Origin of the sequence: Glycomyces amatae, assembly GCF_020991375.1 — a bacterium.
GTDB classification, from domain to species: domain Bacteria; phylum Actinomycetota; class Actinomycetes; order Mycobacteriales; family Micromonosporaceae; genus Glycomyces; species Glycomyces amatae.
Genome location: NZ_JAJLQZ010000002.1, coordinates 370545 through 396339 on the forward strand (window position 1 = coordinate 370545; position 25795 = coordinate 396339).

The following is a 25795-nucleotide window of genomic DNA, read 5'->3' on the forward strand; positions in this document are numbered from 1 at the left end:
AGTATCGAGCACCGCCCTTTGGCGATGCGATCCGCATGCGCATGTGCGGCAAGCGGTCTGGGACCGCAGGTGGGTCAGCCTCCGGATGCCAAGGCGCCCACCGCGTCCGCCACCGGCGTGTCCCCGCCGCGCAGTTCCAGGACGACCTTCGCGACGGCCGGGGTGCACAGGAGCTCGGCGAGCACGGCGGCCACATCGGAGCGGGTGACCGCGCCGCGGCCCACCGGCGGGGCGCCCAGGAGGACCGAGCCGGTCGGCGGGTCGTCCGTGAGCTGCCCGGGGCGCAGGATCACCCAGTCGAGTTCGCGGGCGCGCAGGTCCTCCTCGGCGGCGGTCTTCGCGTCGATGTAGGCGGCCCACACCTCGTCGCGGTCCGGGTCGGCCTCCTGTCCGGCGCCCATGCTGGAGATCTGGAGGAAGCGGCGGACGCCGGCGCGCTCGGCCGCGTCGGCCAGGAGCACCGAGGCGGCCCGGTCGACGCTGTCCTTCCTGGCGGCGCCGCTGCCGGGTCCGGCCCCGGCCGCGAAGACGACGGCGTCGACCCCGCCGTAGGTCTCGGAGGCGAGGAGCCCGGCGAGGTGCTCGGCGTCGGCCTGCTCGAGGTCGAGGACGATGGGGCGCCCGCCGATCGCGGTGAGGTCCTCGGCCTGGTCGGGGTCGCGGATCAGCCCGGTGACCGAATGTCCTCCGGCGGCCAGGGTCTCGGTGAGGCGCAGCGCGATCTGTCCGTGCCCTCCGGCGATGACGACATGCATACGGCCCACCCTAGCCCGGACGGCGCGGCGGCGGGCCGCTTGCGCACAGAGGACGCGCAGGCGGCGAGTCCGGGGGCCGGCGCGGTGCGGGCGGCCGGTTCCCGCCACCTGCTTGGAAAGCGATGTCTTGACGCTTGTGGACCGATGCGCTAGCGTAGGCCGCTCCGTTCGCGGCGGAGCCGCCGTCGCGTCGGCCTAAGGCGCCGCCGCAATGCGTCTCGAGGAGCGAAGCCGTGATAACCGACGCCGAACGCGAGATGACGAACTACGCCCACGCCGGAAACCTCAAGTCCCGCATCGACCTCTACCGGTACCGGGAGCCGCGGTTCGACCCGGTCGACACGGCCGTGGAGCTGTTGCCGAAGGAGGGCCTGGGGCTCGTCCTCGACGTCGGCGCGGGCATCGGCCGCTACACCCGCCGCCTCCGCGCCGAGCACCCCCGGGCCGCCGTGGTCGCGATCGACAAGTCCCCCGGGATGCTCGCGGAGGTCGAAGCGCCCGTGATGGTCGCCGACGCGCAGGCGATCCCCTACCCCGACGACAGCGCCGACGCGGTCCTGGCGATGCACATGCTCTACCACGTGGCCGACGTCGCCGAGGCCCTCGCCGAGTTCAGGCGGGTGCTCAAGCCCGGCGGCACCTTCCTCGCCTCGACGAACATCGCGGGCGACATGGCCGAGATCGGGGCGGTGTGGGAGCGGGCGGCGCGCTCGACCACGGGCCCGGGGGCCTACGACTTCAACACGGCCCTCGACGGCTTCAACTCCGCCAGCGCCCCCGCGCCGCTGCGGGCCGCCTTCGACACCGTCGAGGAGTTCAGGGAGGAGGGCGTCGTCAAGGTCCCCGAACCCGGCCCCCTCCTGGGATACCTCGCCTCGCTGCGCTCATGGGCGGACTGCGAGGACGCGGCCTTCGACGCGCTCCTGGAGGCGGCCGCGCGGGAACTGGCCGGCCACTTCGCCGAGCATCGGACGTTCGACTTCACCAAGACGGCGGTCTTCTACCGCTGCCACTGACCGCGGCGCCCTCGCCTACCGGCCGCCTCCGGCGGCGGCGTCCCGGCGCCGAGCGGCGGCGCCCTCGCGCCCGGGAGCGGTGGCGGCGATGATCGCGGCCCCGATGAGGGCGGCGGCCAGGGAGCCGACGAGCACGCCGATCTTGGCCTCGTCGGTGAGCGGTTCGGCGCCGCCGTGGAAGGCGAGTTCGGTGATGAACAGGGCGACGGTGAACCCGATCCCGGCGACGGCGGCGATGCCGGTCATCAGCGGCCACCGCGTGCCCTCGGGCAGGCGCCCGGCCCCGGTCTTCACGGCGATCCACACCGCGGCCGTGATCCCGAGGGTCTTGCCCGCGACCAGGCCCAGGACGATGCCGATCGTGACCGTCGAGGCCGCGGCCGCGGCCATGAGGTCCCCGCTGAGGGCGACGCCGGCGTTGGCGAGGGCGAACAGCGGCAGCACCACGAACGAGGAGAACGGGTGGTGCCGGTGCTGGAGCCGGTGGGTGGGCGGCTGGGCGTCGCGGGTCAGGCGCACGAGCTGCTCGGTCTCCTCGACGGTCAGGCCCTCCTTGGCCAGCTCCTGGGCCTTGGCGTGGGCCGCATCGGGGTCCAGGAGCGGCTTGGCCGAGATGATCAGGCCCATGGCGACGCCGGCGATGGTGGCGTGGATGCCGGATTCGAGGACGGCGAGCCACAGGGCGAGGCCGACGACGAGGTAGACCGGCCCCGACCAGACGTTGAGCACGCGCAGCGCGATCGCGAGGGCGAGGATCGCTCCGGCCGCGGCGAGCCAGGGCATCGAGAGGTCGTCGGTGTAGAAGATCGCGATCACGGCGATCGCGCCGAGGTCGTCGACGATGGCGAGGGTCAGCAGGAACACCTTCGCCGCCGAGGGGATGCGCGAGCCGAACAGGGCCAGGACGCCGACGGCGAAGGCGATGTCGGTGGCCATGGGGACGCCCCAGCCTCCGGAGCCCTCCCCGCCGGCGTTGAACGCGGCGTAGATGAGGGCGGGGACGGCCATGCCGCCGATCGCCCCGGCCACGGGCGCGACCGCGTTGCGGACCCGCCGCAGCTCGCCGGAGACGATCTCGGACTTGATCTCCATGCCGACGACGAAGAAGAAGATCGCCATGAGGCCGTCGTTGATCCAGTCCTTGAGGCTGTGGTGCAGCTCGAAGGAGCCGACGTGGATCGTGATGTCCAGGCCCCACACCGCCTGGTAGGAGGCGGCCCACGGCGAGTTCGCCCACAGCAGCGCCACGACGGCGCAGGCGACCAGGACCACGCCGGCGGCGGGCTCGATCTTGAGGAACTCCGCGGCCGGGCGGCCGACGTAGCGCGCGAGGGGCTTGCGCGAGTACAGGAAGGCGGGCCGGTTTCGCCAGACGGGGGACTTCCACGGCTCTTTGGAGGCGGCGGGCACGGGCAGGGCTCCGATCGGGTCGACGGCAGGACTTGCCGACCAGACTTCCCGGCGCACCGGGGCCTACCGTACCCCGTCCGCGGCGGCGGCGCCCGTGCGGGCGGCGCGGGGCGCTACCAGGCCGGGCCGGGTTCGAGGATCGCCTCGACCGCCTGGGCGACGCCGTCCTCGGCGCCGCCGGCGCGGTCGGTCGCGGCCGCGACGGCCTCGGGGTGGGCGCCCGCGACCGCGAAGGACCGCCCGGCCCAGGCGAGCATCGAGACGTCGTTCGGCATGTCGCCGAAGGCGACCACCTCGTCGTGGCCGATGCCGCGCTCGAGGCACCAGGCCGCCAGCGCGGTGCCCTTGGCGGCCTCGGCGGCGCTGCACTCGATCTCGGGGAAGCTCCCCCAGCGCCACAGGCGCGCGCCGGGCGGTTCGATGCCGCGGGTGCGCTCGGCCATGTCCTGGCCGGTGGAGCCGGGGACGCGGACGATGAGCTCGGCGACGCCCTCGGTCGCGGGGTCGAGGACGGCGAGGGGGTCCTCGCCGGGTCCGAGGAGCGTCCAGGGGTCGTTGCAGTGGACGCCGATCTGGAGGTCGGGCGACTGGGCGATCTGCCGCTCGCCGGTCTCGACGGCGAAGACGGCGCCGGGGAGGGCCTCGCGGAGCCGGTCGTAGAGGTCGCGGGCGACCGGCGGCGGGATCGGGTGGCGCAGCTCGGCCCGGTCCGCGGCGGGGTCGTAGACGATCGCGCCGTTGCAGCAGACGGCGCCGTCGAGCACGGGGGCGAGCCCGGGGACGCGGTGGACGGCCCGGGGGGCGCGGGCGGTGACGGCGACGGTGAGGAGGCCGTGTTCGCGGGCGGCCTGGAGGGCCTTCCGGTTGCGTTCGGAGAGTCGGCCCCGGCGGTCGAGCAGGGTCCCGTCGAGGTCGGTGGCGATCACCTTCGGCACTGGCACGTGACGAGTATCGGGGTTCGGGGCGGGCGGTGGCAAGCGGGTTGGAGCGGGACCGGTCCCCCGGTCCCGCTCCGTGCGCTCGGCGGCGGTTCAGTCCGCGTACGGTGCGGCCGCGGCCTGGGCGGCGGTCATGAGCGCGCCCTCGTTCTCGGGCCACAGGGTGTCGTCGACGCACGAGAAGGCGGGGAAGAACCCGCCGCAGTTCCCGAAGCCGGGGCCGATCTCGAACGTGAAGCTGGCGATGCCGAACTCGCCGTAGGTGAAGTCGTCGGTGGTGCCGCTGGTGGCGTAGCCGACGGTGTCGTCGTTGGTGCCGACGAAGTACCCGTTGGACTCGGCCATGGCGGCGCCCAGGTCGCGCAGGGCGGCGTCGTTCGGGGCCGTGTCCGAGGTGTAGCCCCAGGGGACGATGATGTACTCGCCGTAGGAGTGCAGGCTGATGAAGACGTCGCGGGCGTCGGCCGGGGCCGCGTCGCCGGGGTCCTCGCCGCGCTGGTCGGGGTGCAGGGCGCGGAGCCAGTCCTCGACGGCCCGCGTCTCGGGCTCCGACGCGGCCGCGGGGCCCTGGTAGGTCTCGGCGCACGGGTTGGTCGAGTCGGCGCCCCACTCGAAGCCGGAGTTGCGGTTGAGGTCGATGCCGAGGCGGTCGCCGCAGTCCCCGTTGGAGTCGTTGGCGTTCTTGCGGTGGAGGACCGGGTCGTCGCCGCCGGAGGCGACGATGTCGACGCCGTCGGGGTTGGCGATCGGGACGACCCACACCTCGGTGGTGTCGAGCAGGGCGGTGACGGCGGGGTCGGTGCCGTAGCCGTCGACGAGCTTCTCCATCCAGCGCCAGGCGATCTCGCCGGTGGCGATCTCGCGGGCGTGGATCTGGGCGATGAGCGAGAACCGGGGCTTGGCCGAGTCGGGGTCGGTCTCGCAGTCGCCCGCGGCGATCGCGGTGAGGCAGACGGCGTAGACGTCGTGGCCTTGCGTCTGGTCCTGGGTCTTGAGCCAGGAGTCGCCGATGTCGTGGAGGCGGGTGAGGCCGGGGTTGGCGGCGGTGAGCTCCTGGAGGTCGGCCTCGTAGGCGTCGACGGTGCGGTAGCCGCCGTAGTAGGTGCCCTCCTGCTGGGCGGTGGTCTCGACCTCTTTGTAGACGGTGTCGAGGAACTCGGGGTCGTGGCCGAGGGCGCGCAGCTCCTCGGCGACGGCCTCGTCGCCGAGGACGTGGGCGCCGCCCCGGGTGCGGACGACGTCGAAGCCGAGCCGGTCGAGTTCGGCCAGTTCGGGGCCGGTGAGGTCGCCGACGGTCCAGGTGACGGTCTCGGAGGGGTCGGCCGGTTCGGCCTGGGCGGTGAGGGCGGCGCCGGTGGAGGCCGCCGCGACCCCCAGCGCGATGCCCGCGGTGGCGAGCCTTCGCTTGAGGTGCATGGGTCCGTTCCTTTCTCGGCCCTCCACAGGTGCGGTCGACCGGAGGGACGGGCCGAAATGATCGTAATCATACATTTAGCCATCAATCCCTTGAATAGTCAACATATTGGAACACAATGGAATTCGTGGCGGTCGCGCCGGTCACCGGCCCGCGAGGCGGCGGCTCAGGGCCAGGAGGTACGCCTCGCGGTCGAGCGGGTCCGCGTCCGTCCGCGCCCGGGCCGGGACCGGTCCGGTCACCGGCTCGTGGCGCTCGAAGGCGCTTTCGAGGACGCCTTCGCCGCTGGTCAGGCCGGGCAGGCGCCGGCCGAGTCCGTGGACGGCGGCGGCCGGGACGGTCCCTTCGAGGACGCAGCGGTCGCCGCGGTGCCGGGGCGGCTCGGGGACGGCCCGCGCCTTCGCGAGCGCGGCGAGGACGCCGCCGAGGTCCGGGGCGGGCAGCTCGATGCGGAAGCGGTGCAGCGGTTCGCACACTGCGGTGCCCGCCTGCCGCAGGGCCTCGGCGAGCACGAGCGGCACGAGGTCGCGGAAGTCCCCGGCGGTGCTGGACATGGCCTTGTCGAAGCCGCCGTGGGCGCTCGACTGGCGGGCCCAGTACCCCGAGTGGGTCATGGTGACCGCGCAGCCCTCGACCTGCCAGCCGTGCAGCCCCTGGGCGAGGGTCGCGTGGACGGCCTCCTCGACGGCCTTGAAGAACGCGAGCGGCATCGAGCCGAGCTCGACGCCGAGCCGGAACTCGGCGCCGGTCCCGGGCGCCGGTTCGATCCGCAGGCCCACGGTGGCCAGGAACGGGTTGGGGGCCTTCGCGATGAACTCGACCGCCGCGCCGGCGCCGGTCGGGCGCTCGACGCAGATGACGGTGGACTCGCGGAAGGCGACCTCCAGGCCGTGCTCCTCGGCGAGGGTCGCGCCGATGACCTCCTTCTGGACCTCGCCGTAGAGCGAGACGGAGAGTTCGCGGCGCTCCTCGTCCTGGCGCAGGCCGATGAGCGGGTCCTGCTCGGCGAGCCGCGTGAGCGCGGCGTGCAGGCCGGGGCGGTCGCTCTCGCGGGCGGGGACGACGACGGTCTCCAGGGTCGGCGGCGCGAACCGCTCGGTGCCGCGGTCCGGGGCGCGGCCGATCGGGTCGCCGACGCGGACCTCCCCCAGGCCCCAGAGCTTGGCGATCCGGCCGGCCTCGACCCGGGCGGCGGGGCGGTCGGCGCCGTCGTCGAAGACGCTGAGGGCGGTCACCTTGGCCTCCCCGCCGCCGACGGGGACGCGGTCGCGGACGCTCAGGGCGCCGGAGAACAGGCGGGCGTAGGCGATCCGCTCCCCCGCCGGTCCGCGCTCGACCTTGAAGACGGTGCCCGAGAGCGGCCCGTCCGGGTCGCCCGCCGAGGCGGGCAGGAAGCGGCGGATACCCGCGAGGAGCCCTGCGATCCCCGCGCCGGTGATCGCCGAGCCGAAGTGGACCGGGTGCGCCCGGGCGCGGGCGGTCTGGGCGGCGAGGGCGTCGTCCAGGCGCTCGCGGCCGAGCGCGTCAGGGGCGTCGAGGTAGTCGCGGACGAGGTCCTCGTCGAGGTCGGCGAGCGCTTCGGCGAGGTCGTCGAGGTAGGGCCGGTCGCGGGGGCGCGGCGCGCTGGAGGCGGCCGCGGTGCCGAGGCCGGAGGCCGCGTCGACGGCGACGACCGCCGGGTCGAGCCGGGCGGCGAGTTCGGCTAGGAGCGGGGCGCCGCGGGCTCCGGCGCGGTCGATCTTGTTGGCGAACACCAGGGTGGGCACGCCGAGTCGGCGCAGGGCGCGGAACAGGACGCGGGTCTGGGCCTGGACGCCCTCGACGGCGGAGACGACGAGCACCGCCCCGTCGAGGAGGCCGAGGACCCGCTCCACCTCGGCGATGAAGTCGGGGTGGCCGGGCGTGTCGATGAGGTTGACGGCGGTGTCGCCGAGCGTGAACGAGACCACCGCCGACTTGATGGTGATCCCGCGGCGGCGTTCGAGGTCGAGCGTGTCGGTGCGGGTGCTGCCCGCGTCGACGCTGCCGACCTCCTCGATGACGCCGGCGGCTTGGAGCAGCCGCTCGGTCAGGCTGGTCTTACCGGCGTCGACATGGGCGAGGATGCCGAGATTGAGTGTGCGCAACAGCGGTCATGTCCTTTGAGCGTCGGGTTCCCTTCTCGATGAACATGAGCTGATTCCGCATGGTGGTGGCTCCTTCGACGTGGGGCCGCGCTGAGGCGCGCGGGAACCAGTTCAGCAGAACGGGACGAAGGCCGCAATCGGTTTTCGGGGGCGGCGAAGGGCGCCCGGGCGCGGTGCCCGGGCGCTCGCGGCGGGGTCAGGCGGCGGCGTCGGCCTCGGTGTCGGCCCGGGCCTCGGCGAGGAGGCGCTCGACGACCTGGGCGACGCCGTCGTCGGCGTTGGCGGCGGTCCGGTCGGTGGCGGCCTCGACCGCTTCGGGGTGGGCGTCGCCCATGGCGTAGGAGCGCCCGGCCCAGGCGAGCATCGGGACGTCGTTGGGCATGTCGCCGAAGGCGACCACCGAGTCGGGTCCGCGGCGGCGCTCCTTGCACCAGTGGGCGAGGCCGGAGGCCTTGTCGGCGCCGCGCGCGTTGAAGTCGAGCATGCCGAAGTCGCCCCAGTGGCACATGGCGAGCCCGCCGAGGTCGGCGTCCGCGACGGCGTCGGCCATCTCCTCGCCGGTGCGGGACGCGCAGTAGACCTTGAGCTTCACCGTGCGCCGGGCGCGCTTGAAGACCGCGTCGACGCCGTCGGCGAACTCCCAGTTCGAGGAGCCGACGAGGGCGCGGTAGGCGCTCTCGCCGACGATGCGGTCGCCGGTCTCGACCGCGAAGACGGCGTCGGGGAGCCGCTCGGCGATCAGGGCGGCCGCCTTGCGCGCCGCGGCGACGCGGATGGAGCGCAGGATGCGCGTGCGGCCGGTGGCGGGCTGGTAGACGACGGCGCCGTTGGCGCAGACCGCGCCGTCGAGGTGCGGGATGAGGTCGGGCAGCATGTCGACGCCGTACGGGGTGCGGGCGGTGACGGCGACGACGAGGGCGCCTTCGGCGCGGGCGGCGGCGAGGGCTTCACGGGTCCGGTCCGACAGGTTCCCGCCCGGGGCGAGGAGGGTCCCGTCGAGGTCGGAGGCGATCACAAGGGGTTTGAGCACCGCTCAAGTATCGCCCGGCCCCGCCAGTGCCGGCAACCGCGACGGCCGCGGGCGGGGAGCGGCGACCGCTGGCTTTTCGATGCCGTTGCGCTGCAATGATTCCTGAGATCAAGGGCCGAGAGGACCCCTTTGTTGACCCCTGGGTCAAGAATGGTGTAGGGTTCTCGCATGGGCAGGCCGAAGAACTTCGAACCGGACGTCGCCGTCGCGCGGGCGATGGAGGCGTTCTGGACGAACGGCTACGCGGGCACCTCCCCCGCCGACCTCGCCGAGGCCACGGGCATCGGCAAGGGGAGCCTGTACCACGCGTTCGGCTCCAAGCGCGAGCTGTTCGGGAAGGCGCTCGACCTGTACGGGCAGGTCGGATCGGAGGTCACGGCCGCGTACCTGGACGAGCCGGGCACCGCCAAGGAGCGCATCCGCGCCTACCTGGCGTTCCTGGTCGAACTGGACTGCTCGGGCCCGGCGCCGCGCGGCTGCCTCGCGGCCAACACGGCACTCGAGCTGGGCGGGCGCGACGAGGAGGCCCTGCGCGCCGTCACGCGCATCACCGACGAGACGATCCGCCTGCTCGGCGAGCGGATCCGCAGGGGCCAGCGGGACGGCGACGTCGCCCCCGAGGTCGACGCGGACGCGCAGGCGCGCTTCCTGATGAACACCATCGTCGGGCTGCGCGTCATGGCCACGACCCATGAGCTGCCGGCGCTGCGCGGGATCATCGAGACCGCGCTGACCGGTTTCTGAGGCACGACCCGGCGCCCTCGCCCGAGGGCGTTTTTTCTCGCTCCAATTTTTGACCTCTAGTTCAAGAAAAACGAAAGGCACTCCCATGGAACTCGGACTCAACGGCAAGACCGCCCTCGTCACCGGCGCCAGCCGCGGCATCGGCCTGGCGATCGCCCAGACCCTCGCGGCCGAGGGCGTGCGCGTCGTCGGCGCCGCCCGCACCGCCACCCCCGAGCTGGAGAAGGCCGCCGAGGCCGTCGTCGGCGCCGACCTCTCGACCCGCGAGGGCGCCGAGGGGATCGTCGCGGAGGCCGTCGCAGCGGTCGGCGGGATCGACCTGCTGGTCAACAACGTGGGCGGCGGCGACGCCGGCCGGATGGCCGTCGGCGGGTTCCTGGACGTCCCCGTCGAGCAGTGGGAGGCGATCCTGGACCTCAACCTGCTCAGCGCGGTCTGGACCACGAAGGCGGCGCTGCCGGGGATCATCGCCCGGCGCGGCGCGATCGTCAACGTCTCCTCGGTCAACGGCCGCATCCCGACCGCCTCGCCCGTCGGCTACGCCGAGGCCAAGGCCGCGCTGACGATGTTCTCCAAGCGACTCAGCGAAGAGGTGGGGCCGCAGGGCGTGCGGGTGAACACGGTCTCGCCCGGGGTCGTCCGCACCTCGCTGTGGCGCGCGGAGGAGAGCTTCGGCGCGAAGGTCGCCGAGGCGTACGGCGTGTCGCAGGAGGAGCTGCTGGCGAACCTGCCCGGCCAACTGGGAACCGCGTCGGGGCGCATCAGCGAGTCCGAGGAGGTCGCGGACCTGGTGGCGTTCCTGCTCTCGGACCGGGCGGCGAACATCCACGGCGCCGACCACGTGATCGACGGCGGAACCCTCAAGGCGGCGTAGGCGAACGAGCGGGCGCGGCGAGACGCCGCGCCCGCTCCGGGAGGGGTCCCCGCGGCAGTGTGAGAAGAACGGAGTGTCGGTCCGCCGTGTCACGGTTGCATCACGAGTGCAACCCGGTCCCGGCCGGGTTCGTCAGACCGGAGCGCCGACCGGTTCGCAACACCGCCCTACCTTGGACGGTGACACCGCCCGCCGAAGGAGCCCAGCATGTCCTACAACCAGCCGCCGCACTACAGCTTCGGCCCGCCCGAGCAGCCGCAGCAGCCCCAGAGCGGGCCGCCGTCGTACTCCCCGCAGCCGCCGCCACCGCCGCAGGAGCCCGGGTACGCCCCCACGCAGCCCGCGTACCTCGCGCCCACGCAGCCGACGTACGGCACGCAGGTGCTCCCGACGCCCCCGGCCGCTCCCCGGCGGTCGCCGCTCGTGCCCGTCCTGGCGGTGGCGATGGCGATCGGCCTGGCCGGCGCGGCGCTCTCGCTGGCGCTGTGGCTGCGCTCCAGCGGGGACCTGGAGGACGCCGAGTCCAGGTTGGACGACCGCGACACCGAGATCGCGCAGCTCGAGGAGGACCTCGGCGCGGCGCAGGCCGCGGCCGACGAGGCGGAGGTCCAGGCGGCCGACGCCGAGTCGATGCGGGCCTGCCTGGACGACCTGAAGGAGTACTACGCCACGCCGGTCGGCTCGGACGAGGAGGCCGCGGCCGAGGCCGCGCTCCAGGACTCGTGCGCCACCTGGATCTGGTGACCCCCTCGGCCTCCGCCCGGAACCGCCGCGGTTCCGGGCGGCCGTCGTCTCCGGGGGCGTCGCGGCCGCCCCGCGGCGTCAGCGTTCGCCGCGGTCGCGGGCGAAGGCCGCCGGGACGCGCAGCTCGTGGCCCCGGAAGAGGTCGATCCGCTCCGACTCCTCGCGGGTGATCCAGCGCGAGTCGGAGGCCTCGAGCTCGGCGAGGCGGATCGGCTGGTCCGGGTCGGCCATGCGGGCCGTGAAGCTCATGATCATCGGCATGCGGCTGTCGCCGAGGTCCGTGTCGCGCTTGTCGAAGGCCCAGGACAGGCCGGTGAGCCCGACGTCGAGGCCGGTCTCCTCGCAGGCCTCGCGGACGGCGGCCAGGCCCACGGGCTCGCCCACCTCGGCCGCGCCGCCGGGCACCGCCCACTGGCCGGTGTCGGTGCGGCGGATGACGAGCAGCCGCCCCTCGTCGTCGAAGACCGCGGCATCGGCCCCCGTGGAGACGCAGTGCGCGGCGAGGTCGCCGCAGTCGATGCGCGGGTAGTCCAGTTCGGTCTCGCGGGCGCGCTCGCACAGGGCCGCGACGCGGTGCTGGCGCTCGACCTCATACGGGTTCGTCACGGCGGCAAGGGATTCCTTGGCCAGGGCGGCGATCGCGTCGAGGATCTCGCGGGCGGCGGGCGAGACGGGGAGCGGCCCGGCCTCGGGCATGGCCGCGCTGTCGGCGGGGGCGACGGCGGGCAGGTCGCCGTCGAGGTCGGGGTTGCCGGGGGGCAGCAGCGCCGCGGCCGCCGCGGCGTCGAGGCCGGTCGCGAGCTCGTAGACGAGCAGGTACGTGTGCGGGCAGGGCAGGCCCGCGAGGTGGGTGTCGGCGATGGCCGCCGGCGCCTCGGGGACCGCGGCGCCGAGGGCGGCGGCGGTCGCGGCGAGGCGCTGCCCGAGCGTCTCGGCGGCGTTCAGGCGCTCGCGGCGCACCAGCCGCGCGCCGTCGGCGCACTCGACGCGGAACTCGATGCCGGGCATGGGGGTGCGCAGGTTCGCGTCGGTCGCGAAGACCGCCAGGATCGCCGCGAAGGGGCGGTGGTCGACCTCGGCGAGGAGCGCCGCCGCCAGCTCCCGCAGCCGGTGCAGCCGCGCGGTCTCGTCGGGCCCGGCGCCCCAGTACAGGCCGTTGGCGGCCTCGGCGCGGAGCGCGTCGGCCAGTCGGGCGAGGCCCGCGGCCGCGAGGTGGGGGTCGGCGGTCGGGTTCGTCATGGCGCTCCTTCGCTGCTGGACCGGTACTCGCCGGATCAGCGGTTTCGTCGCGGTTCCCTCGCTGTCCGGCCGGTCAGATGGTACGCTGCGCGACCGCCGCGCGCGCGGCGCTCAGCGCCTCGCGGGTGGAGGCGATCAGGGCCGGGTCGCCGATCCGCTCGCGCATGATCAGGACCTCGGCGAGGACCTCCACGGCGAGGTGGGGCCGGCGGGCGTCGACGAGGTGCTTGCCGTAGTGCTGGAGCGCGAAGTGCAGGGTGCCGGGCGCCTCGGCCCGGGCGATCTCGACGGCCTGCTGGTAGAGCGGTTCGGCGGTCTCGAGGTCGCCGGGGTAGCGGTGGGCGTCGCCGAGGTTGACGAGGGCGGCGACCCGCTCGCGCGGGGTGGCGGCGCGGTCGAGGGCGTCCCGGAGGACGCGCTGGGCGCGGCCGTAGTCGCCGAGGGCGATGAGGCCGACGCCGGCCTGGCGCAGCTCGCCCTGCGGGAGCCGGGGTTCGCGCGCGAGTTCGAAGTGGACGAGGCGGCGGAGCTTCTCCGGCTCGGTCGCGTACATGCGGCCGTCGCTGCCGGTGGCGATGAGCTCGGTGATCCGGTGCTGTGCTGCCGGCATGGCGTGTCCTCCGTTTCCAGGCGGGGCGGGCCGCGAGGGGGCCTCACGTGAGGATATGCCCGCGCGGCGGCGCTCGCCCAGCCCCGCGGTCAGGGTTTGCGCAGGATCAGCCCCTGGTACTGGTCGACCTTGCCGTCGAGGGCGGTGAGGTGCACGTCGACCACGGTGAACTGCTCGGCGGCGATCGCCTGGATGCGGTCGGCGGTGAAGTAGGAGAAGAACCGCTTGGGCTCGTACGCGTCGCCCTCCCAGACCCCCTCGTGGTCGTGGCCGCCGTACTGGCCCCAGTAGCAGAGCCCGCCGGGGGCGAGGACGCGGCGGACCTCGGCGAGGACGCCCGGGAGGTCGGCGCGCGGGACGTGGAGCAGGCAGTTCATGGCGAAGACCGCGTCGAAGGCGGCGTCCTCGAACGCGAGGTCGCCGAAGTCCATGACGCGGGCGTCGAGCCCCTTGGCGCGGCAGTGCCCCACCAGCGCGGGCGAGAGGTCCACGCAGGTCACCGCGAAGCCCTCGTCGGCGAAGTACCGGCCGCTGACGCCGTGGCCGGCGCCGATCTCCAGCAGCCGCGAGGCCCCCGCCTCGCGCAGGCGCGCGGCGAACCGGGCCCGCTCGGCGGGCTTCCACGGCCGGTCGTCCATCGCCTCGCGGGCGTCGGCCCCGGCGTCGTAGGCGCGGCGCAGGTCCCGTTTGAGTTCGGCGTATCCCATGGGGCCCATGATGCCCGAGGGTTCCGGCGGGCTCAGCGCAGGCCGGCTCCGGTGAGGGCGCGGTTGCGGGCCTTGCGCGGCAGCCGGTCCACGTAGACCGTGCCCTCGAGGTGGTCGTACTCGTGCTGGAGGCAGCGCGAGAGGGTGCCGGTGCCCTCGATGCGGACCGGCGCGCCCGCGGCGTCGAAGCCCTCGACCGCGGCGGTCGCCGAGCGGGCCGTGTCCTCGAACGAGCCGGGGACCGACAGGCAGCCCTCGTCGCCGGTCATGAGCTCGCGGGGCGGCGCGGGCAGGGCGAGCACGGGGTTCACGACCGCGGCGACGGTGCGCACGCCGTCGGCGTCCTCGCAGTCGAGCACGAACACGCGGGCGTCGACGCCGATCTGGTTGGCCGCCAGGCCGACCCCGTTGGCGGCGTACATGCTCGCGAACATGTCCTCGACGAGCTGCGCGAGCGCGTCGTCGAAGGCCTCGACCGGCTTGCAGGCCCGGTGCAGGACGGGGTCGCCGTAGTGCACGATCGGGTGGACCCGGCCGTTCGCGCCCGGCTCGGCGCCCTCCTCCACCGGCGGCTCCTTGTCGGCCAATGCTGCTCCTCGTGTCTCCCTGCGGCGCCGTCCGCCGCGTTGTTGCAAGTGTATTGCAACAGTATCCGGCGGGCGGCGGTGACGTCCGCCGTGGGAGCGATGAAATCGCGCCCCGCGGGTAGTCCTCACCTAGGGCGGTCGCGACCGCGGCCGCGGATGAGGAGATCCATATGGGCAAGGTCTTCGTCGACGCGACGGTCTCCCTCGACGGCTTCATCGCCGACGAGTACGACGGCGTCGGCCCCCTGTTCGACTGGTACAACAACGGCGACAGGGCCGTGGCGCTGGGCGATCCGACCCGCGCCCCACGCGTGACCGCGGCCAGTGCGGCCTACCTCGAGCACGACGTCCGCCCGGCACAGGCGATCGTGATCGGGCGGCACCTGTTCGACATCACCAACGGCTGGGACGGGGTGCCTCCCGCGGGCAAGCACGTCTTCGTCGTCACCCACGAGCCGCCGAAGGAGTGGGCGTACGCCGACTCGGCGCCGTTCACGTTCGTCACCGAGGGCGTCGCGGCCGCGGTCGAGCTCGCGAAGGACTCCGCCGGGGACGGGGACGTCTCGGTGTCGGCGGGGACCACCGGCGACCAGGCGATCAGGGCGGGAGTGGTGGACGAGCTGCACTGCAACGTGGTGCCGGTCCTGTTCGGCTCGGGGAAGCGGTACTTCGGCGGGTTCGACGGCGCGCCGCTGATGCTGGGGAACCCGCGGGTGATCGAGGGCGACCGGGTTCTGCACCTGATCTACCGGATCGCCAAGCCGTGAGGCGGCGGGCCGCGGCGGGACCGCCGCGGCCCGTCCGCGTCAGAGGCTCCAGACCTCCACGAGGCCGTCGGCGGTGCCGACGAGGACGACCGGGTGGCCGTCGACCGCCCCGACGGAGGCGGACCGGATCTCGCCCTCGCCGGTGTGCGCGGCGAAGGTCGTGCCGATCTGGGCGCCGGTCTCGAGGTCGAACACGCTCAGGCCCTTGTCGCCGACGATCACCGCGGCGGCCTTGCCGTCGAGCTCGGTGACCTGGACGCCGGTGACCGCCTGGAGGAGCTCCTGCCCGGCGGCGCCGTACGGTTCGGCGGTGGCCAGGTCCCAGGCCTGGACGGCGCCGTCGCCGGTGACGGTGACCGCGAGGGGCCTCCCGGCGGCGGTGCCGGCGCTGAAGGCGTTGACCTCCAGGCTGAGCTGGTCGAAGGTGCCGCCGACGGGCTCGCCGCTGCCGAGGTCGGACACGAAGACGCTGTTGTCGTAGACGCCGACCTGCCGCAGGGTGCCGTCGACGTCGGTGAGCACGCTGAAGTCGCTGTAGGAGAGGTCCGCGTCGCCGAGCACCGCGCCGGTGTACAGCTGCTTGACGTCGTAGTCGCTGATGTAGACGGGGGTGTCGTCCTGGACGCCGACCCAGTAGATCGTGTCGTAGCCCGCCTCGCGGGTGTTGATCGGGTTCTCGGGGTCGTCGAGGTACCAGACGGCGTCGGTGGTGTAGTCGCGGGAGAACGCCACCCAGCGGCCGTCGTACTCGAAGACCGAGAGGTGCTCGACGACGTCCTTGTGGCCGCGGAAGGCGCCCAGCTCCTCGCCGGTCGCCAGGTCCCAGACGCGGATGACCTTGTCCTCGCCCGCGGTGACCGCGACCGGGACGCCGTCGACCTGCCCGGTGCGGACCTGGGTGACGGCGCCGACGTGGGCCTGGGCCATGGCGGCGACCTGGTCGCCCTGGACCGCCTGGGCCAGGGGCACGAGGCCGTCGTCGTCGCCCGCGGAGGCCGAGCCGCCGTCGCCGTCCTCCTCGACCGCCTCGGCGCTCGGGTCGGCGTCGGCGGCGTTCTCGGTCGCCCCGTCGTCGCCCGCGATCGTGCCCTCGCCCTCGCCCTCGGGCAGGAACTGGAAGGCCACGAGCGCGCCCACGGCGAGGACGACGACCACCGCGGCGGCCGCGAGCGCCGTGACGCCCTGCCTGGACTTGATCCAGGGGCCCTTCGCGGGCGGCGGGGCGGGCTGCGGGAACTGGCCGGTCGGGTGCGGGGGCGGCGACGGCTGGTGCGGCTGGGTGACCGGGCCGGGCATGGCCGGGAGCGCCTGCGGGGTCGGCTGGGAGGGCGGCCGGGGCGCCGATTGGTGCGGCAGCGGCATGGTCTGGTTCGTGGCCGGGACGGCGGCCGGGGTGGCCTGCGGGGGCGCGGTCTGCGGGGGCAGGGCCGGGCTCGGGACCGAGACCGGGGAGCTGACGGTGTGCCGGGCGACCAGGCCGCCTTCGGAGACGGCCAGCTCGGGCTGCTCGATGGCGGCGGGGGCGATCCCGATCTCGCGGTGCAGCAGCGTGGCGACCAGGGGCATGCGGCTGGCCGCGCCGACGAGGAAGAGCCCGGTGATCTGCTCCTTCGCCAGGCCCGACTCGCGGATGACGCCCTGGGTGACGCGGAGGGTGCGCTCCACGAGCGGCTTGCAGACCTGCTCGACCTCGTCGCGGGTGAGGTGGGCGTCCACGTCGAGCAGGGGGATGGTGAGCTCGGTCGAGGCGCTGCGGGAGAGGCGCTCCTTGGCCTGGCGGACCTCCTCCATGAACGCGGTGCGGTGGCGCAGGTCGGCGGGCTCGGTCGGGGCGGTGAGCCGGGCCCAGCGCTCGTCGTCCGTCTGGACGCTCGCGGCGAGGTGCTCGGCGAGGGCCTGGTCGAAGTCGAGGCCGCCGAGGTCGTCGGCGCCGTCGACGGCGAGCACGTCGAAGCCGTCGGGGCTGCGGCGCAGCACCGTGGCGTCGAAGGTGCCGCCGCCGAGGTCGTAGACGACGACGCCGGAGCCGGGCCCGACGTCGACCGCGAGGGTCTCGACGAAGTAGCTGGCGGCGGCGACGGGCTCGGCGACGAGGTCGACCCGGCCGAGCCCGGCCGCGGCGGCCGCGTCCGCGACGACGTGGCGGCGGGTCGGGCCCCAGGCGGCGGGGACGGTCACGGTGACCGGGCCGAGGCCGCCGAGGGTCTGCTCGCACTCGCGGGCGACGCGGCTGAGGACCGCGGCGATGACGCTGGTGACGGGGATCTCGGTCTCGCCGAGGAGGATCGAGGCGTCGTCGATGCGGCGCTTGGGGTTGGGCTCGTACCGGTCGGGCTTGCGCCGTCCCGAGTGGACGGCGTCGGCGCCGACGACCGGTCCGCCCTCGTCGTTCATGAACACCGCGGAGGGCAGCTGCGGTGAGCCGTCGAACAGCTGCTGGTGGACCCGCCCGTCGGCGCGGCGGATGGTGGCGACGGTGTGCGAGGTGCCGAAGTCGATGCTGATCGAGGCGGGCCGGGGGAGGCTGTTGGACATGTCCTCACTGTAGTGACCGGGGGCCAGGGCCTGTTGTACAGGGAACCCCCGTACGGCTGGGCCGGAACGGGCCGGGGGCGCCTGCGAGAATTCCTCGGTGGGCATCCAGACGCAGTTGCGGCGCGCGGTGGCGCTGTTCAGGTTCGCCGCCCTGGGCTACCCGGTGCTGCTCGGCGCCCTGTCGTTCGACGCGCTCGCGCACCCGGTCTGGGCGGTGCTGCTGGTCGCGGCGCTCGCCGCGTGGACCGGCGCGGTCAGCTACCGGTACACCCGCAGGGGCGACGAGCCGCGGGTGCTCTACGCGGACCTCGCGGTCACGGCGCTGGCGGTCGCGGCCTCGGCGCGGGCCCTGGCGGTGTCCGGCGGCGCGGTGCCGATCTCGCTGGGGCCGTGGATAGCCGGGGCGGTGCTCTGCTGGGGCGCGGCGTGGGGGCGGCGCAGCGGCGCGGTCTCGGGCGGGGTGATCGCCGTGTTCGGGATGGTCTTCCGCGGCGGCGTCAGCGAGAACACCGTGAACGAGGCGGCGCTGCTGGTCCTGACCGGGTTCACCTTCGGGCACCTGGTGCGCCTCGGCGTGGAGGCCGAGGAGCGGACGCGGCGGGCGATCGAGCGCAGCGCCGCCGCGCGCGAGCGCGAGCGCCTCGCCCGCGACATCCACGACTCCGTGCTCCAGGTGCTGGCGCTGGTCCAGCGGCGCGGCAACGAGATCGGCGGCGAGGCGGCCGAGCTGGGGCGGCTGGCGGGCCGCCAGGAGGAGGCGCTGCGCTCGCTCATCGTCTCCGAGTCGTACCGGCACCCGCTCGACGGGCGGCGCGACCTGCGGGAGCTGCTGGGGCGGCACGCGGGCGCGGCGGTGACGGTCGCGGCCCCGGCCACGCCGGTGCCGCTGCCGGCGCGGGCCGCCGGGGAGGTCGCGGCGGCGGTGGCGAGCGCGATCGACAATGTGCGCGAGCACTGCCCCGCGGGGACGCGGGTGTGGCTGCTGCTGGAGGACGACGGCGAGGCGGTCCACGTGACGGTCCGCGACGACGGCCCGGGCATGGCGCCGGGGCGGCTGGCCGAGGCCGCCGCCGAGGGCAGGCTCGGCGTGGCCCAGTCGATCCAGGGACGCGTCAGGGAGCTGGGCGGGACCGTCGCGGTCGTCTCGGCGCCCGGGAAGGGCACGGAGGTCGAGCTGCGCCTGCCGCGGCCCGCAGGAGGAGGGGACTGATGGCGACGCTCATCGTGGTCGACGACCACCCGATCTGGCGCGAGGCGATCGGCCGGGACCTCCAGGGGGCGGGGCACCGGGTGCTGGCCGCGCTCGGGGAGGGCCGCGCGGCGCTCGCGGCGATCCGGGAGCTGCGGCCCGAGGTCGCGATCCTCGACCTCCAGCTGCCGGACCTGTCCGGCGTGGCCGTGCTCCAGGGCCTCGGCGAGGACTGCCCGACGGCGGTCCTGGTGCTCTCGGCCAGCGGCGAGTCCGCCGACGTGCTCGAGGCGATCAAGGCCGGGGCGCGGGGCTACCTGGTGAAGTCGGCGTCGGCGGCCGAGCTGTCCGAGGCGGTGGAGCGGGTCGCGGCGGGCGACGCGGTCTTCACGCCGGGCCTGGCGGGCCTGGTGCTCGGCGAGTACCGCCGCCTGGCCAACGAGGCGTCCCCGCGGCGGCCGAAGCTCTCCGAGCGGGAGACCGAGGTGCTGCGGCTGGTCGCGAAGGGGCTGGCCTACCGGGAGATCGCCGAGCGGCTGTTCCTGTCGCAGCGGACGGTGCAGAACCACGTGCAGCACATCCTCACCAAGCTCCAGCTGCACAATAGAGCGCAGCTGGTGCGGTACGCGATCGAGCAGGGCATCGACGGGGACTGACCGCGGGGCCGCGGCGGAATTGAGTACTTCCGCGGCCGCTTTTGAGTAGTTCAGCCGATGCGCGGCGGGTCTGCGGTGTTGCTCAATGGAGGCATGAACGCCTACATCACCGCGGCCGGCGCGTACCTCCCCGGCGACCCGGTCGGCAACGACGAGATCGCGGCGCGCCTCGGCGGCGTCGACGACCGGGGCGACCGGCTGCGCCGCCGCGTCCTCGCCGCCAACGGCATCGCCAAGCGCCACTACGCCCTCGACGCGCGGGGCCGCACCACGGAGCTGAACGAGGAGCTGGCCGCCGCCGCGCTGCGGGCGGCCCTGGAGGACCGCGGCGCCCGCCCGGGCGACCTCGACATGCTCGCCACCGCCACCACGCAGGGCGACCTGCTCGTGCCGGGCTTCGCGTCCATGGTGCACGGCCGCCTCGGCGGCGGCCCGATGCAGCTGCTGTCGGCCGCGGGGGTGTGCGCGTCGAGCCTGGCCGCGCTGGACGCGGCCGTCGCGAAGGTGCGCCTGGGCGACCGGCGCCGGGCGGCCGTGGTCGGCTCGGAGCTGTCCAGCCGGTGGCTGCGGGCCTCCCGGTTCAACGGCGGCGGGGACGCCGACGCGCACTTCCTGCGGTGGATGCTCTCCGACGGCGCCGGGGCCGTCCTGGTCGAGGACCGGCCCCGGGCCGACCGCCCGTCGCTGCGGGTCGACTGGGTCCGCACCGTCTCGCTCGCGCACGAGCACCGGGTGGTGATGCGCGCGGGCATGGGCGAGGGCCCCGACCCGGCGGCGGGGCGCACCTGGCAGGACATGGGCAGCGCCGCCGCGGCCGAGCAGGCCGGGATGATGCTGCTGCGCCAGGACACGAGCGCCCTCGCCGCGCTGGCCGAGGCGGGGCTGCGCGAGTTCGACGCGCTCGCGAGGCAGGGCCTGGTCGACCTCGGGCGGCTCGACCACGTGCTGTGCCACTACTCGACGAACGCCTTCCGCGACCTCGTCTTCGCGAAGCTCGCCGAGACGGGGGCGGCGATCGACACCGGGCGGTGGTTCTCGAACCTGGAGACGCGCGGCAACACCGGCGCGGCCTCCATCTTCATCGCGCTGGAGGAGTGCTGGCGGACCGGGCGGTTCGCGCCGGGCCAGACGGTCCTGCTGGCCGTCCCCGAGTCGGGGCGGTTCTCGTTCGGCTTCGCGCACCTGACCTGCGTGGGCGCGGAGGGCGGTGCGCCGGCGTCGGTCGCGCCGACCGCGACGGTGGCCGGGTCCTCCCCCGCCCGGGCGACCGCCTCGGGGGCCGCCGAGGCGGCCCCGGGCAGCGTGTTCGCCCGCCTGGACGAGGTGTGGCAGGACTTCGAGCGGCGCCTCGCCGAGGTCCCGGTCATGCGGCGCCTCGAGGAGGGCACCGCCACGCTCGAGGACTACAAGCGGCTGCTGTTCAACCTGCGGCAGCAGGTCGCCGACGGCGCCCGCTGGATCTCCCGGGCCGCCTCCAACTTCTCGGTGGACCTGTTCGACCTGCGCAGCGCCGCGATCGGGCACGCCGCCGAGGAGCACCGCGACTTCATGCTCCTGGAGCAAAACTACGCGGCCTGCGGCGGCTCCCTCGAAGACATCCGCTCCGGCGAGAAGAACATCGGCTCGGAGGCCTTGTCGGCGTACATGTTCCACACCGCGAGCCGGCCCGACCCGGTCGGGCTGCTGGGCGCGATGTTCGTCATCGAGGGCCTGGGCACCGGCAAGGCCGCCGGGTGGGCCGCCCGGTTCAAGGAGCTCCTGGACCTGCGCGACGACCAGGTCAGCTTCCTGGCCTACCACGGGGAGGCCGACGACGACCACTTCGCGAAGCTCCAGGCGATCCTGGCCTCGCCGCTCGTCGACGCGACGGCCGCGGACGCGATCGTCAAGACCGCCAAGGTGGTCGCCCGCCTGTACGCGCTCCAGCTGGAGGAGCTCGACCATGTCTGACCTCGCGGGCCCGCCGCTGTGGGACGCCGTGGTCGCCGACCCCTCGGTGCCGCTGGAGCGAGAGGTCGTGCGGATGATCGCCGAGGACCAGCGCGGATGGACGCGCACCTGGCTGTACCCGGTCGCCCGGCCCGTGTCGCGGGTCCTCGCCGTGGTCATCGTCGTCCTCAAGCGCCTGACGCCGGTGCGCTGGACCGCGCACCGGCTCATGGATCGGCTGTGCATCTGGTTCCTGCGCCGGTTCGTGTCCCCGCTCGCGGTCGAGCTGCTCATCCGGCACTTCGTGATCGAGACGAACCTGCTCAACTTCATCGTCCGCAACACCGCCACGCCGATTGCGCCGGTGGCGCTGCGCCCCGTGGACCTGGCCGGGCTCGGGAACAAGGCTGTGATCGAGCACGACGTCAACGTGTACGTGGTGCTCGCGGCCCTGGACATGACGCCGGCGGGTCCGTTGGACTACAGCGGTCTCGACATGCCGCCGCTGGACCCCGAGCCGCGGCGGCGGCGGCTCATGCGGCTGGACGTCCAGACCGCCCTGTGCCTCATGAACCTGCCGTTCGCCGCGTGCCTGACCCCCGAGGAGTACCGGCGGGCCGTCCACTCCATGCGGTTCGACGACTCGGTCCTGGCGATCCTCGCCGAGATCACCGGCGACCCGACGTTCCTGCGCTGGCAGAACGGGGACCTGTCAGTGCGGGCCGACTCCAACACCGACGTGCCGCGCGCGGTCTACCGGCACGCCGTGGTCTGCGAGTACGCGCACGCCCAGTTGTGCAGGCTCGCGGCCCGGACCGACGCGGTGAGCGAGGCGGCGTAAGAGCGCTGTGGCTCTCCTGCCAGGATTCTGTGGAGTGCTCTATAGCGGGCGTTTACTTGCTCGCAGTCCCGCTGACGCGGGTCTGCGAGCCTGCGGCCGGCTGAGGTGTCGTACCCCGCATTTATCCTCAAAGCGTGCTTCTCCGGTACCGCTACCGTGTGTATCCGACTGCCCCGCAGCGAGCCTCGCTCGCGCGGGCATTCGGTTCTGCTCGGGTGGTGTACAACGATGCGGTGGCCGCGAGGAGGCACGCATTCGCGGAAGGCTTGGCGTTTCCGTCCACGGCGGCCTTGTCGAAGCAGTTGATCACCGAGGCGAAACGGACCCCGAAACGCTCGTGGCTGGCGGAAGTCTCGGCGGTGGTGTTGCAGCAGTCCCTCGCGGACTGCGACCGGGCCTACAGGAACTTTTTCGCCTCGCTGAAAGGAGCACGGCGGGGCCCACGCATGGGACCACCGAAGTTCAAGCGGCGCACTGGTACGCAGTCGATCCGCTTCACCCGCAACGCCCGGTTCGCCGTGCTCCATAGCGGGCGTTTGCGACTGCCGAAGGTCGGCGACCTGCGGGTGGCGTGGTCGCGGGAGCTGCCCTCCGAGCCGTCCTCGGTGACGATCGTCAAGTCCCCGACGGGGAAGTACTTTGCTAGTTTTGTGGTCGCGGTAGAGGACGGATCGCAGGAGCTGGAGCCGCTCGCCGACCCGGAAGCCGAGACCGGTGTCGATCTGGGGTTGAAGGACTTCGCGGTCCTGCGCGGTGGCAAGTCCATCGACAACCCGCGCTTCTTCCGGCGCCTGGAGCGGAAGCTGCGGAGAGAGCAACGGGCGTTGTCGCGGAAGATGAAGGGCTCGGCGAACCGGGCGAAAGCCCGTCTCGAAGTGGCGAAGGTCCACGAGAAGATTAGGCACACTCGCTCCGACTGGATCGACAAGCAAGTCCTGGACATTATCCGCGAAAACCAAGCGGTCTATGTCGAGGGCCTGTGTGTCACAGGGCTCAGTCGAGGCCGGGCCGCGAAATCGATGTATGATGCGGCATTCGGGATGTTCCTGGCCCGGCTCGAATCCAAAACGGCGCGCACCGGGCGTACCTTTGCCCGGGTGGACCGGTTCTTTCCGTCGACGCGGTTGTGTTCGGAATGCGGAGCCCTCACCGGCCCAACCGGTTTGGAGGGCCTGAAGGTTCGGAAGTGGTCGTGCGGGTGCGGTGCGCATCACGATCGGGATGCGAACGCGGAGGTCAACATCCGCCGCGAGGGCAGACGCCTCGCCATGGAACGAGAACGGTTCGCCGCGGGGCTCGCGGAGAACTAAAACGCCTGTGGACCGGAGGTAAGACCAAGCGTGCTTGGCGCATCGGGTTGAAGCAGGAACCCGCCCGTGACCGGGTCGTGCAAACGGGCCGGGAGCCGGGAATCCCCGTCTTTTCAAGGCGGAGAGGAAGTCAAGGTCGTGCGGCGCGGACTGGGAGAGGGGATCGGACCGTTGGACTCATGGGTGGCGATCGACTTCGAGACGGCCAACGGCAGCCGGGCCAGCGCCTGCTCCGTCGCGGCGGTCCGCGTCAGCGGCGGCGAGGAGCAGGAGGCGTACGCGACGCTCATCCGCCCGCCCGAGGGCCACGACCGGTTCGACTCGCGCAACACCGCGATCCACGGCATCCGCCGCACCGACGTGGCCCGCGCCCCCCGGTGGCCGGTGGTGTGGTCGCAGCTGCGCGAGTTCATCGGCGACGCCCCCGTGGTGGCCCACAACGCGGCCTTCGACACCTCGGTGATCCGCGGCGCGAACAGCGCGGTCGGGCTCGCCCCGCCGAGCCTGCGGTACGCGTGCACGCTGGTCATCGCCCGCCAGACCTGGCAGTTGGACTCGTACACGCTGCCGCGGGTGGCGCGGGCGGCCGGGATCGCCTTCGGCGACCACCACCGGGCCGAGGCCGACGCCCGGGCGGCCGCGAACGTGCTGCTGGCCGAGCGGCGCGCGCACGGGGCCGCGTCGCTCGACGAGCTCCTGGCGACGGCGCGGGTGCGCTGGGGGCGCCTGCACAGCGAGGGCTACGAAGGCTGCCGCAAGTGCTGAGCCGCGTGCGGCGGGAGCGCTGGACGCTTCGCCGCACGGGGTGTCAAGAACGCGTCAAGAACGTTGACGCCGCTCCCGGACGGTGGTGCGCTTGAACCTGGAACGGTTCGACACCGGAGGTGGAAGATGGAGCGCACGCCCTCGACCCCGTACTCGCGCGCCGGCGGCCTCGCCGCGCTCGGCGGCTCGATGCTGGTGGCCGGTTCGATGTTCATGCCGTGGGTCGACACGGCGGGAGGCGGGGTCGACTACTGGCACCTCGCGTCGCTCGACGGGGTCGCGGCCGACGCGCGCGTCTGGGGCCTGTCCCTGACGCTCATCCCGCTGCTCGTGCTGTGGTGCGCGCTGTACTTCGCGTGGCGCACCCACGAGGCGCGCGCGGCCTGGGCGTTCGGGGGGTTCGCCGTGACGATGATGCTGTACGCGGGCGAGCTGGTCGTCAGCCGGGACCTGCCGGCGGCGGCCCACGGGGTGGGCGAGATCGCCGCCGTCGCGGGCCTCCTGGCGCTGGCGGCCGGGTGCGTGACGGCCCTGGCGGCCAACGTGCCCGAGCCGGTCGAGTCCCGGCCGGGCTGGAAGCGCCCGCTGTAGGCGGGGGCCGGTGCCGCGGCCCGGGGCCACGGCAGCGTGGAGGGCCGGTTCAGGCGCCGATGCGGACGACGCGCTTGCCGCGGCTGTGGCCGGTGGCGATGTCGCGGTGGGCCTCGGCGAGCTCCTCCATCGCGTAGACGCGCTCGACGGCCGGTCGCAGGTCGCCGCGTTCGACCAGGTCGGCGAGGCGTTCGAGCCGGACCCGGGTGGCCTTCGCCTGGACGAGGCCGATCCGCGGCCCGGGCGTGAGGACCGAGACCAGCGCCGCGCCGGCGCCCTTGGCCGCGACCGTGGCCATGCGTCCGCCCGGGCGCAGCAGCCGCCGGTAGGCGCGCAGGTCCGTGCCGTGGGTGTCGATGACGGCGTCGAAGCGCTCGGCGCGCAGTCCGTCGAGGTCCTCGTGGGCGTAAGCGTCGGCGGCCCCGTGCTCGCGGCAGAAGTCGAGGTTGGCGCGGCCGGAGACGGTCGCGACCCGGGCGCCCGCGGCGGCGGCCAGCTGCGCGGCCGCGTTGCCGACGCCGCCGCTCGCACCGACCACGAGGACGCGCCGCCCCGGTTCGAGGCGGACCGCCTCGACGGCCAGGACGGCGGTGACGCCGACCGTGGGGAGCGCGGCCGCGGCGACCGGGTCGAGGCCGGCCGGGGCGAGGGCGTACGCGTCGGGGCCGACGGCGAGGTACTCGTCGGTGGCGCCGCCCGCGAGCGGGTCGAGCGCGCCCCAGACGGGTCGGCCCGGCAGGTCGGGGTCGCCGCCGGGGCCGACCTCGGTGATCGTCCCGGCGAAGTCGGCGCCGACGCCCCTGGGGAACGAGCGGCCGGTGAGCAGGCGCAGCGCGCCCGAGCGGACCTTCGCGTCGACGGCGTTGACGCTGCCCGCGTCGACGCGCACCAGGACCTGCCCGGCCTGCGGCACGGGCCTGGGGAGGGCGCGGACCTCCAGGACGTCGGGCGGGCCGTAGCGGTCGTAGCGGACGGCGCGCATGGCGGGGGCGGGCATGAGGGCTCCTCGAGGGGTGTC

Annotated in this window: 24 protein-coding genes; 12 read left to right on the top strand and 12 right to left on the bottom strand. The window is 74.0% G+C overall.

Annotated features, from left to right (window positions below; genetic code table 11):
* Nucleotides 1–74: 74 nt before the first annotated feature.
* On the bottom strand, nucleotides 75–755 hold the full coding sequence (locus LO763_RS04600; protein WP_230600769.1) for an SDR family oxidoreductase: 681 nt from the start codon (nucleotides 753–755) through the stop codon (nucleotides 75–77).
* Between the two features lie 233 nt (nucleotides 756–988).
* On the opposite strand from LO763_RS04600, the gene LO763_RS04605 reads away from it, so the two are divergent.
* Nucleotides 989–1771 carry a class I SAM-dependent methyltransferase gene (locus LO763_RS04605; RefSeq protein ID WP_230600770.1) on the top strand — a complete coding sequence of 261 codons (783 nt, stop codon included), beginning with the start codon at nucleotides 989–991 and terminating at the stop codon, nucleotides 1769–1771.
* Nucleotides 1772–1786: 15 nt separating this feature from the next.
* On the opposite strand, the gene nhaA is transcribed toward LO763_RS04605, so the two are convergent.
* From nhaA to LO763_RS04630, 5 genes are all read right to left on the bottom strand, one after another.
* The gene (nhaA, locus tag LO763_RS04610) at nucleotides 1787–3238 is read right to left on the bottom strand and encodes a Na+/H+ antiporter NhaA (protein ID WP_230600771.1); all 1452 of its coding nucleotides are present in this window, start codon (nucleotides 3236–3238) and stop codon (nucleotides 1787–1789) included.
* Nucleotides 3239–3294: 56 nt separating this feature from the next.
* Nucleotides 3295–4122: an HAD family hydrolase gene (locus LO763_RS04615; protein WP_230600772.1), complete on the bottom strand. Its 828-nt coding sequence runs from the start codon at nucleotides 4120–4122 to the stop codon at nucleotides 3295–3297.
* Between the two features lie 90 nt (nucleotides 4123–4212).
* On the bottom strand, nucleotides 4213–5535 hold the full coding sequence (locus LO763_RS04620) for a M14 family zinc carboxypeptidase (protein ID WP_230600773.1): 1323 nt from the start codon (nucleotides 5533–5535) through the stop codon (nucleotides 4213–4215).
* A 141-nt stretch (nucleotides 5536–5676) separates the two neighbouring features.
* The gene (locus tag LO763_RS04625) at nucleotides 5677–7659 is read right to left on the bottom strand and encodes an elongation factor G (protein WP_230600774.1); all 1983 of its coding nucleotides are present in this window, start codon (nucleotides 7657–7659) and stop codon (nucleotides 5677–5679) included.
* A gap of 196 nt (nucleotides 7660–7855) precedes the next feature.
* Nucleotides 7856–8689, bottom strand: coding sequence for an HAD family hydrolase (locus LO763_RS04630; RefSeq protein ID WP_230600775.1), 834 nt, complete (start codon nucleotides 8687–8689; stop codon nucleotides 7856–7858).
* Between the two features lie 168 nt (nucleotides 8690–8857).
* Here LO763_RS04630 and LO763_RS04635 point away from each other — a divergent pair, with 168 nt between their 5' ends.
* The 3 genes from LO763_RS04635 (at nucleotide 8858) to LO763_RS04645 (ending at nucleotide 11051) form a co-directional block, all read left to right on the top strand.
* Nucleotides 8858–9433: a TetR/AcrR family transcriptional regulator gene (locus LO763_RS04635; RefSeq protein WP_230600776.1), complete on the top strand. Its 576-nt coding sequence runs from the start codon at nucleotides 8858–8860 to the stop codon at nucleotides 9431–9433.
* Between the two features lie 85 nt (nucleotides 9434–9518).
* Nucleotides 9519–10307 carry an oxidoreductase gene (locus LO763_RS04640; protein ID WP_230600777.1) on the top strand — a complete coding sequence of 263 codons (789 nt, stop codon included), beginning with the start codon at nucleotides 9519–9521 and terminating at the stop codon, nucleotides 10305–10307.
* Between the two features lie 207 nt (nucleotides 10308–10514).
* Complete coding sequence (locus tag LO763_RS04645; RefSeq protein ID WP_230600778.1) at nucleotides 10515–11051, top strand: hypothetical protein; 537 nt, start codon at nucleotides 10515–10517, stop codon at nucleotides 11049–11051.
* Between the two features lie 78 nt (nucleotides 11052–11129).
* Here the strand turns inward: LO763_RS04645 and LO763_RS04650 are convergent, their stop codons facing one another.
* From LO763_RS04650 to def, 4 genes are all read right to left on the bottom strand, one after another.
* Nucleotides 11130–12290, bottom strand: a complete 1161-nt coding sequence (locus LO763_RS04650) for an NUDIX hydrolase (RefSeq protein ID WP_230600779.1) — start codon at nucleotides 12288–12290, stop codon at nucleotides 11130–11132.
* A gap of 73 nt (nucleotides 12291–12363) precedes the next feature.
* Entirely contained in the window at nucleotides 12364–12900 is a 537-nt protein-coding gene (locus LO763_RS04655; RefSeq protein ID WP_230600780.1) for a tetratricopeptide repeat protein, read from the bottom strand.
* An 89-nt stretch (nucleotides 12901–12989) separates the two neighbouring features.
* On the bottom strand, nucleotides 12990–13607 hold the full coding sequence (locus LO763_RS04660) for a class I SAM-dependent methyltransferase (RefSeq protein ID WP_230600781.1): 618 nt from the start codon (nucleotides 13605–13607) through the stop codon (nucleotides 12990–12992).
* Nucleotides 13608–13639: 32 nt separating this feature from the next.
* Nucleotides 13640–14194, bottom strand: coding sequence for a peptide deformylase (def, locus tag LO763_RS04665; protein ID WP_230600782.1), 555 nt, complete (start codon nucleotides 14192–14194; stop codon nucleotides 13640–13642).
* 170 nt (nucleotides 14195–14364) lie between these two features.
* On the opposite strand from def, the gene LO763_RS04670 reads away from it, so the two are divergent.
* A complete protein-coding gene (locus LO763_RS04670) occupies nucleotides 14365–14961 on the top strand; it encodes a dihydrofolate reductase family protein (protein ID WP_230600783.1) in 597 nt (198 codons plus the stop codon).
* A 39-nt stretch (nucleotides 14962–15000) separates the two neighbouring features.
* Here LO763_RS04670 and LO763_RS04675 read toward each other — a convergent pair whose 3' ends face one another.
* A complete protein-coding gene (locus LO763_RS04675; RefSeq protein ID WP_230600784.1) occupies nucleotides 15001–17496 on the bottom strand; it encodes an Hsp70 family protein in 2496 nt (831 codons plus the stop codon).
* A gap of 97 nt (nucleotides 17497–17593) precedes the next feature.
* Between LO763_RS04675 and macS the strand changes: the two genes are divergently transcribed.
* The 7 genes from macS to LO763_RS04710 all read left to right on the top strand — a co-directional run bounded on the left by macS (nucleotide 17594) and on the right by LO763_RS04710 (nucleotide 24777).
* Entirely contained in the window at nucleotides 17594–18706 is a 1113-nt protein-coding gene (macS, locus tag LO763_RS29580) for a MacS family sensor histidine kinase (protein WP_230600785.1), read from the top strand.
* Nucleotides 18706–19341: a response regulator gene (locus LO763_RS04685; RefSeq protein ID WP_230600786.1), complete on the top strand. Its 636-nt coding sequence runs from the start codon at nucleotides 18706–18708 to the stop codon at nucleotides 19339–19341. Before macS ends, LO763_RS04685 begins: the two co-directional genes overlap by 1 nt.
* Nucleotides 19342–19434: 93 nt before the next feature.
* The gene (locus LO763_RS04690) at nucleotides 19435–21291 is read left to right on the top strand and encodes an iron-containing redox enzyme family protein (RefSeq protein WP_230600787.1); all 1857 of its coding nucleotides are present in this window, start codon (nucleotides 19435–19437) and stop codon (nucleotides 21289–21291) included.
* Nucleotides 21284–22111, top strand: a complete 828-nt coding sequence (locus LO763_RS04695) for a DUF6999 family protein (RefSeq protein ID WP_230600788.1) — start codon at nucleotides 21284–21286, stop codon at nucleotides 22109–22111. Before LO763_RS04690 ends, LO763_RS04695 begins: the two co-directional genes overlap by 8 nt.
* A 134-nt stretch (nucleotides 22112–22245) precedes the next feature.
* Nucleotides 22246–23421, top strand: coding sequence for an RNA-guided endonuclease InsQ/TnpB family protein (locus tag LO763_RS04700; protein WP_230600789.1), 1176 nt, complete (start codon nucleotides 22246–22248; stop codon nucleotides 23419–23421).
* Between the two features lie 171 nt (nucleotides 23422–23592).
* A complete protein-coding gene (locus tag LO763_RS04705) occupies nucleotides 23593–24186 on the top strand; it encodes a 3'-5' exonuclease (protein WP_230600790.1) in 594 nt (197 codons plus the stop codon).
* A 126-nt stretch (nucleotides 24187–24312) separates the two neighbouring features.
* Nucleotides 24313–24777, top strand: coding sequence for a hypothetical protein (locus LO763_RS04710; protein ID WP_230600791.1), 465 nt, complete (start codon nucleotides 24313–24315; stop codon nucleotides 24775–24777).
* 49 nt (nucleotides 24778–24826) lie between these two features.
* Here the strand turns inward: LO763_RS04710 and LO763_RS04715 are convergent, their stop codons facing one another.
* Nucleotides 24827–25774, bottom strand: coding sequence for an NAD(P)-dependent alcohol dehydrogenase (locus LO763_RS04715; RefSeq protein ID WP_230600792.1), 948 nt, complete (start codon nucleotides 25772–25774; stop codon nucleotides 24827–24829).
* Nucleotides 25775–25795 lie beyond the last annotated feature (21 nt).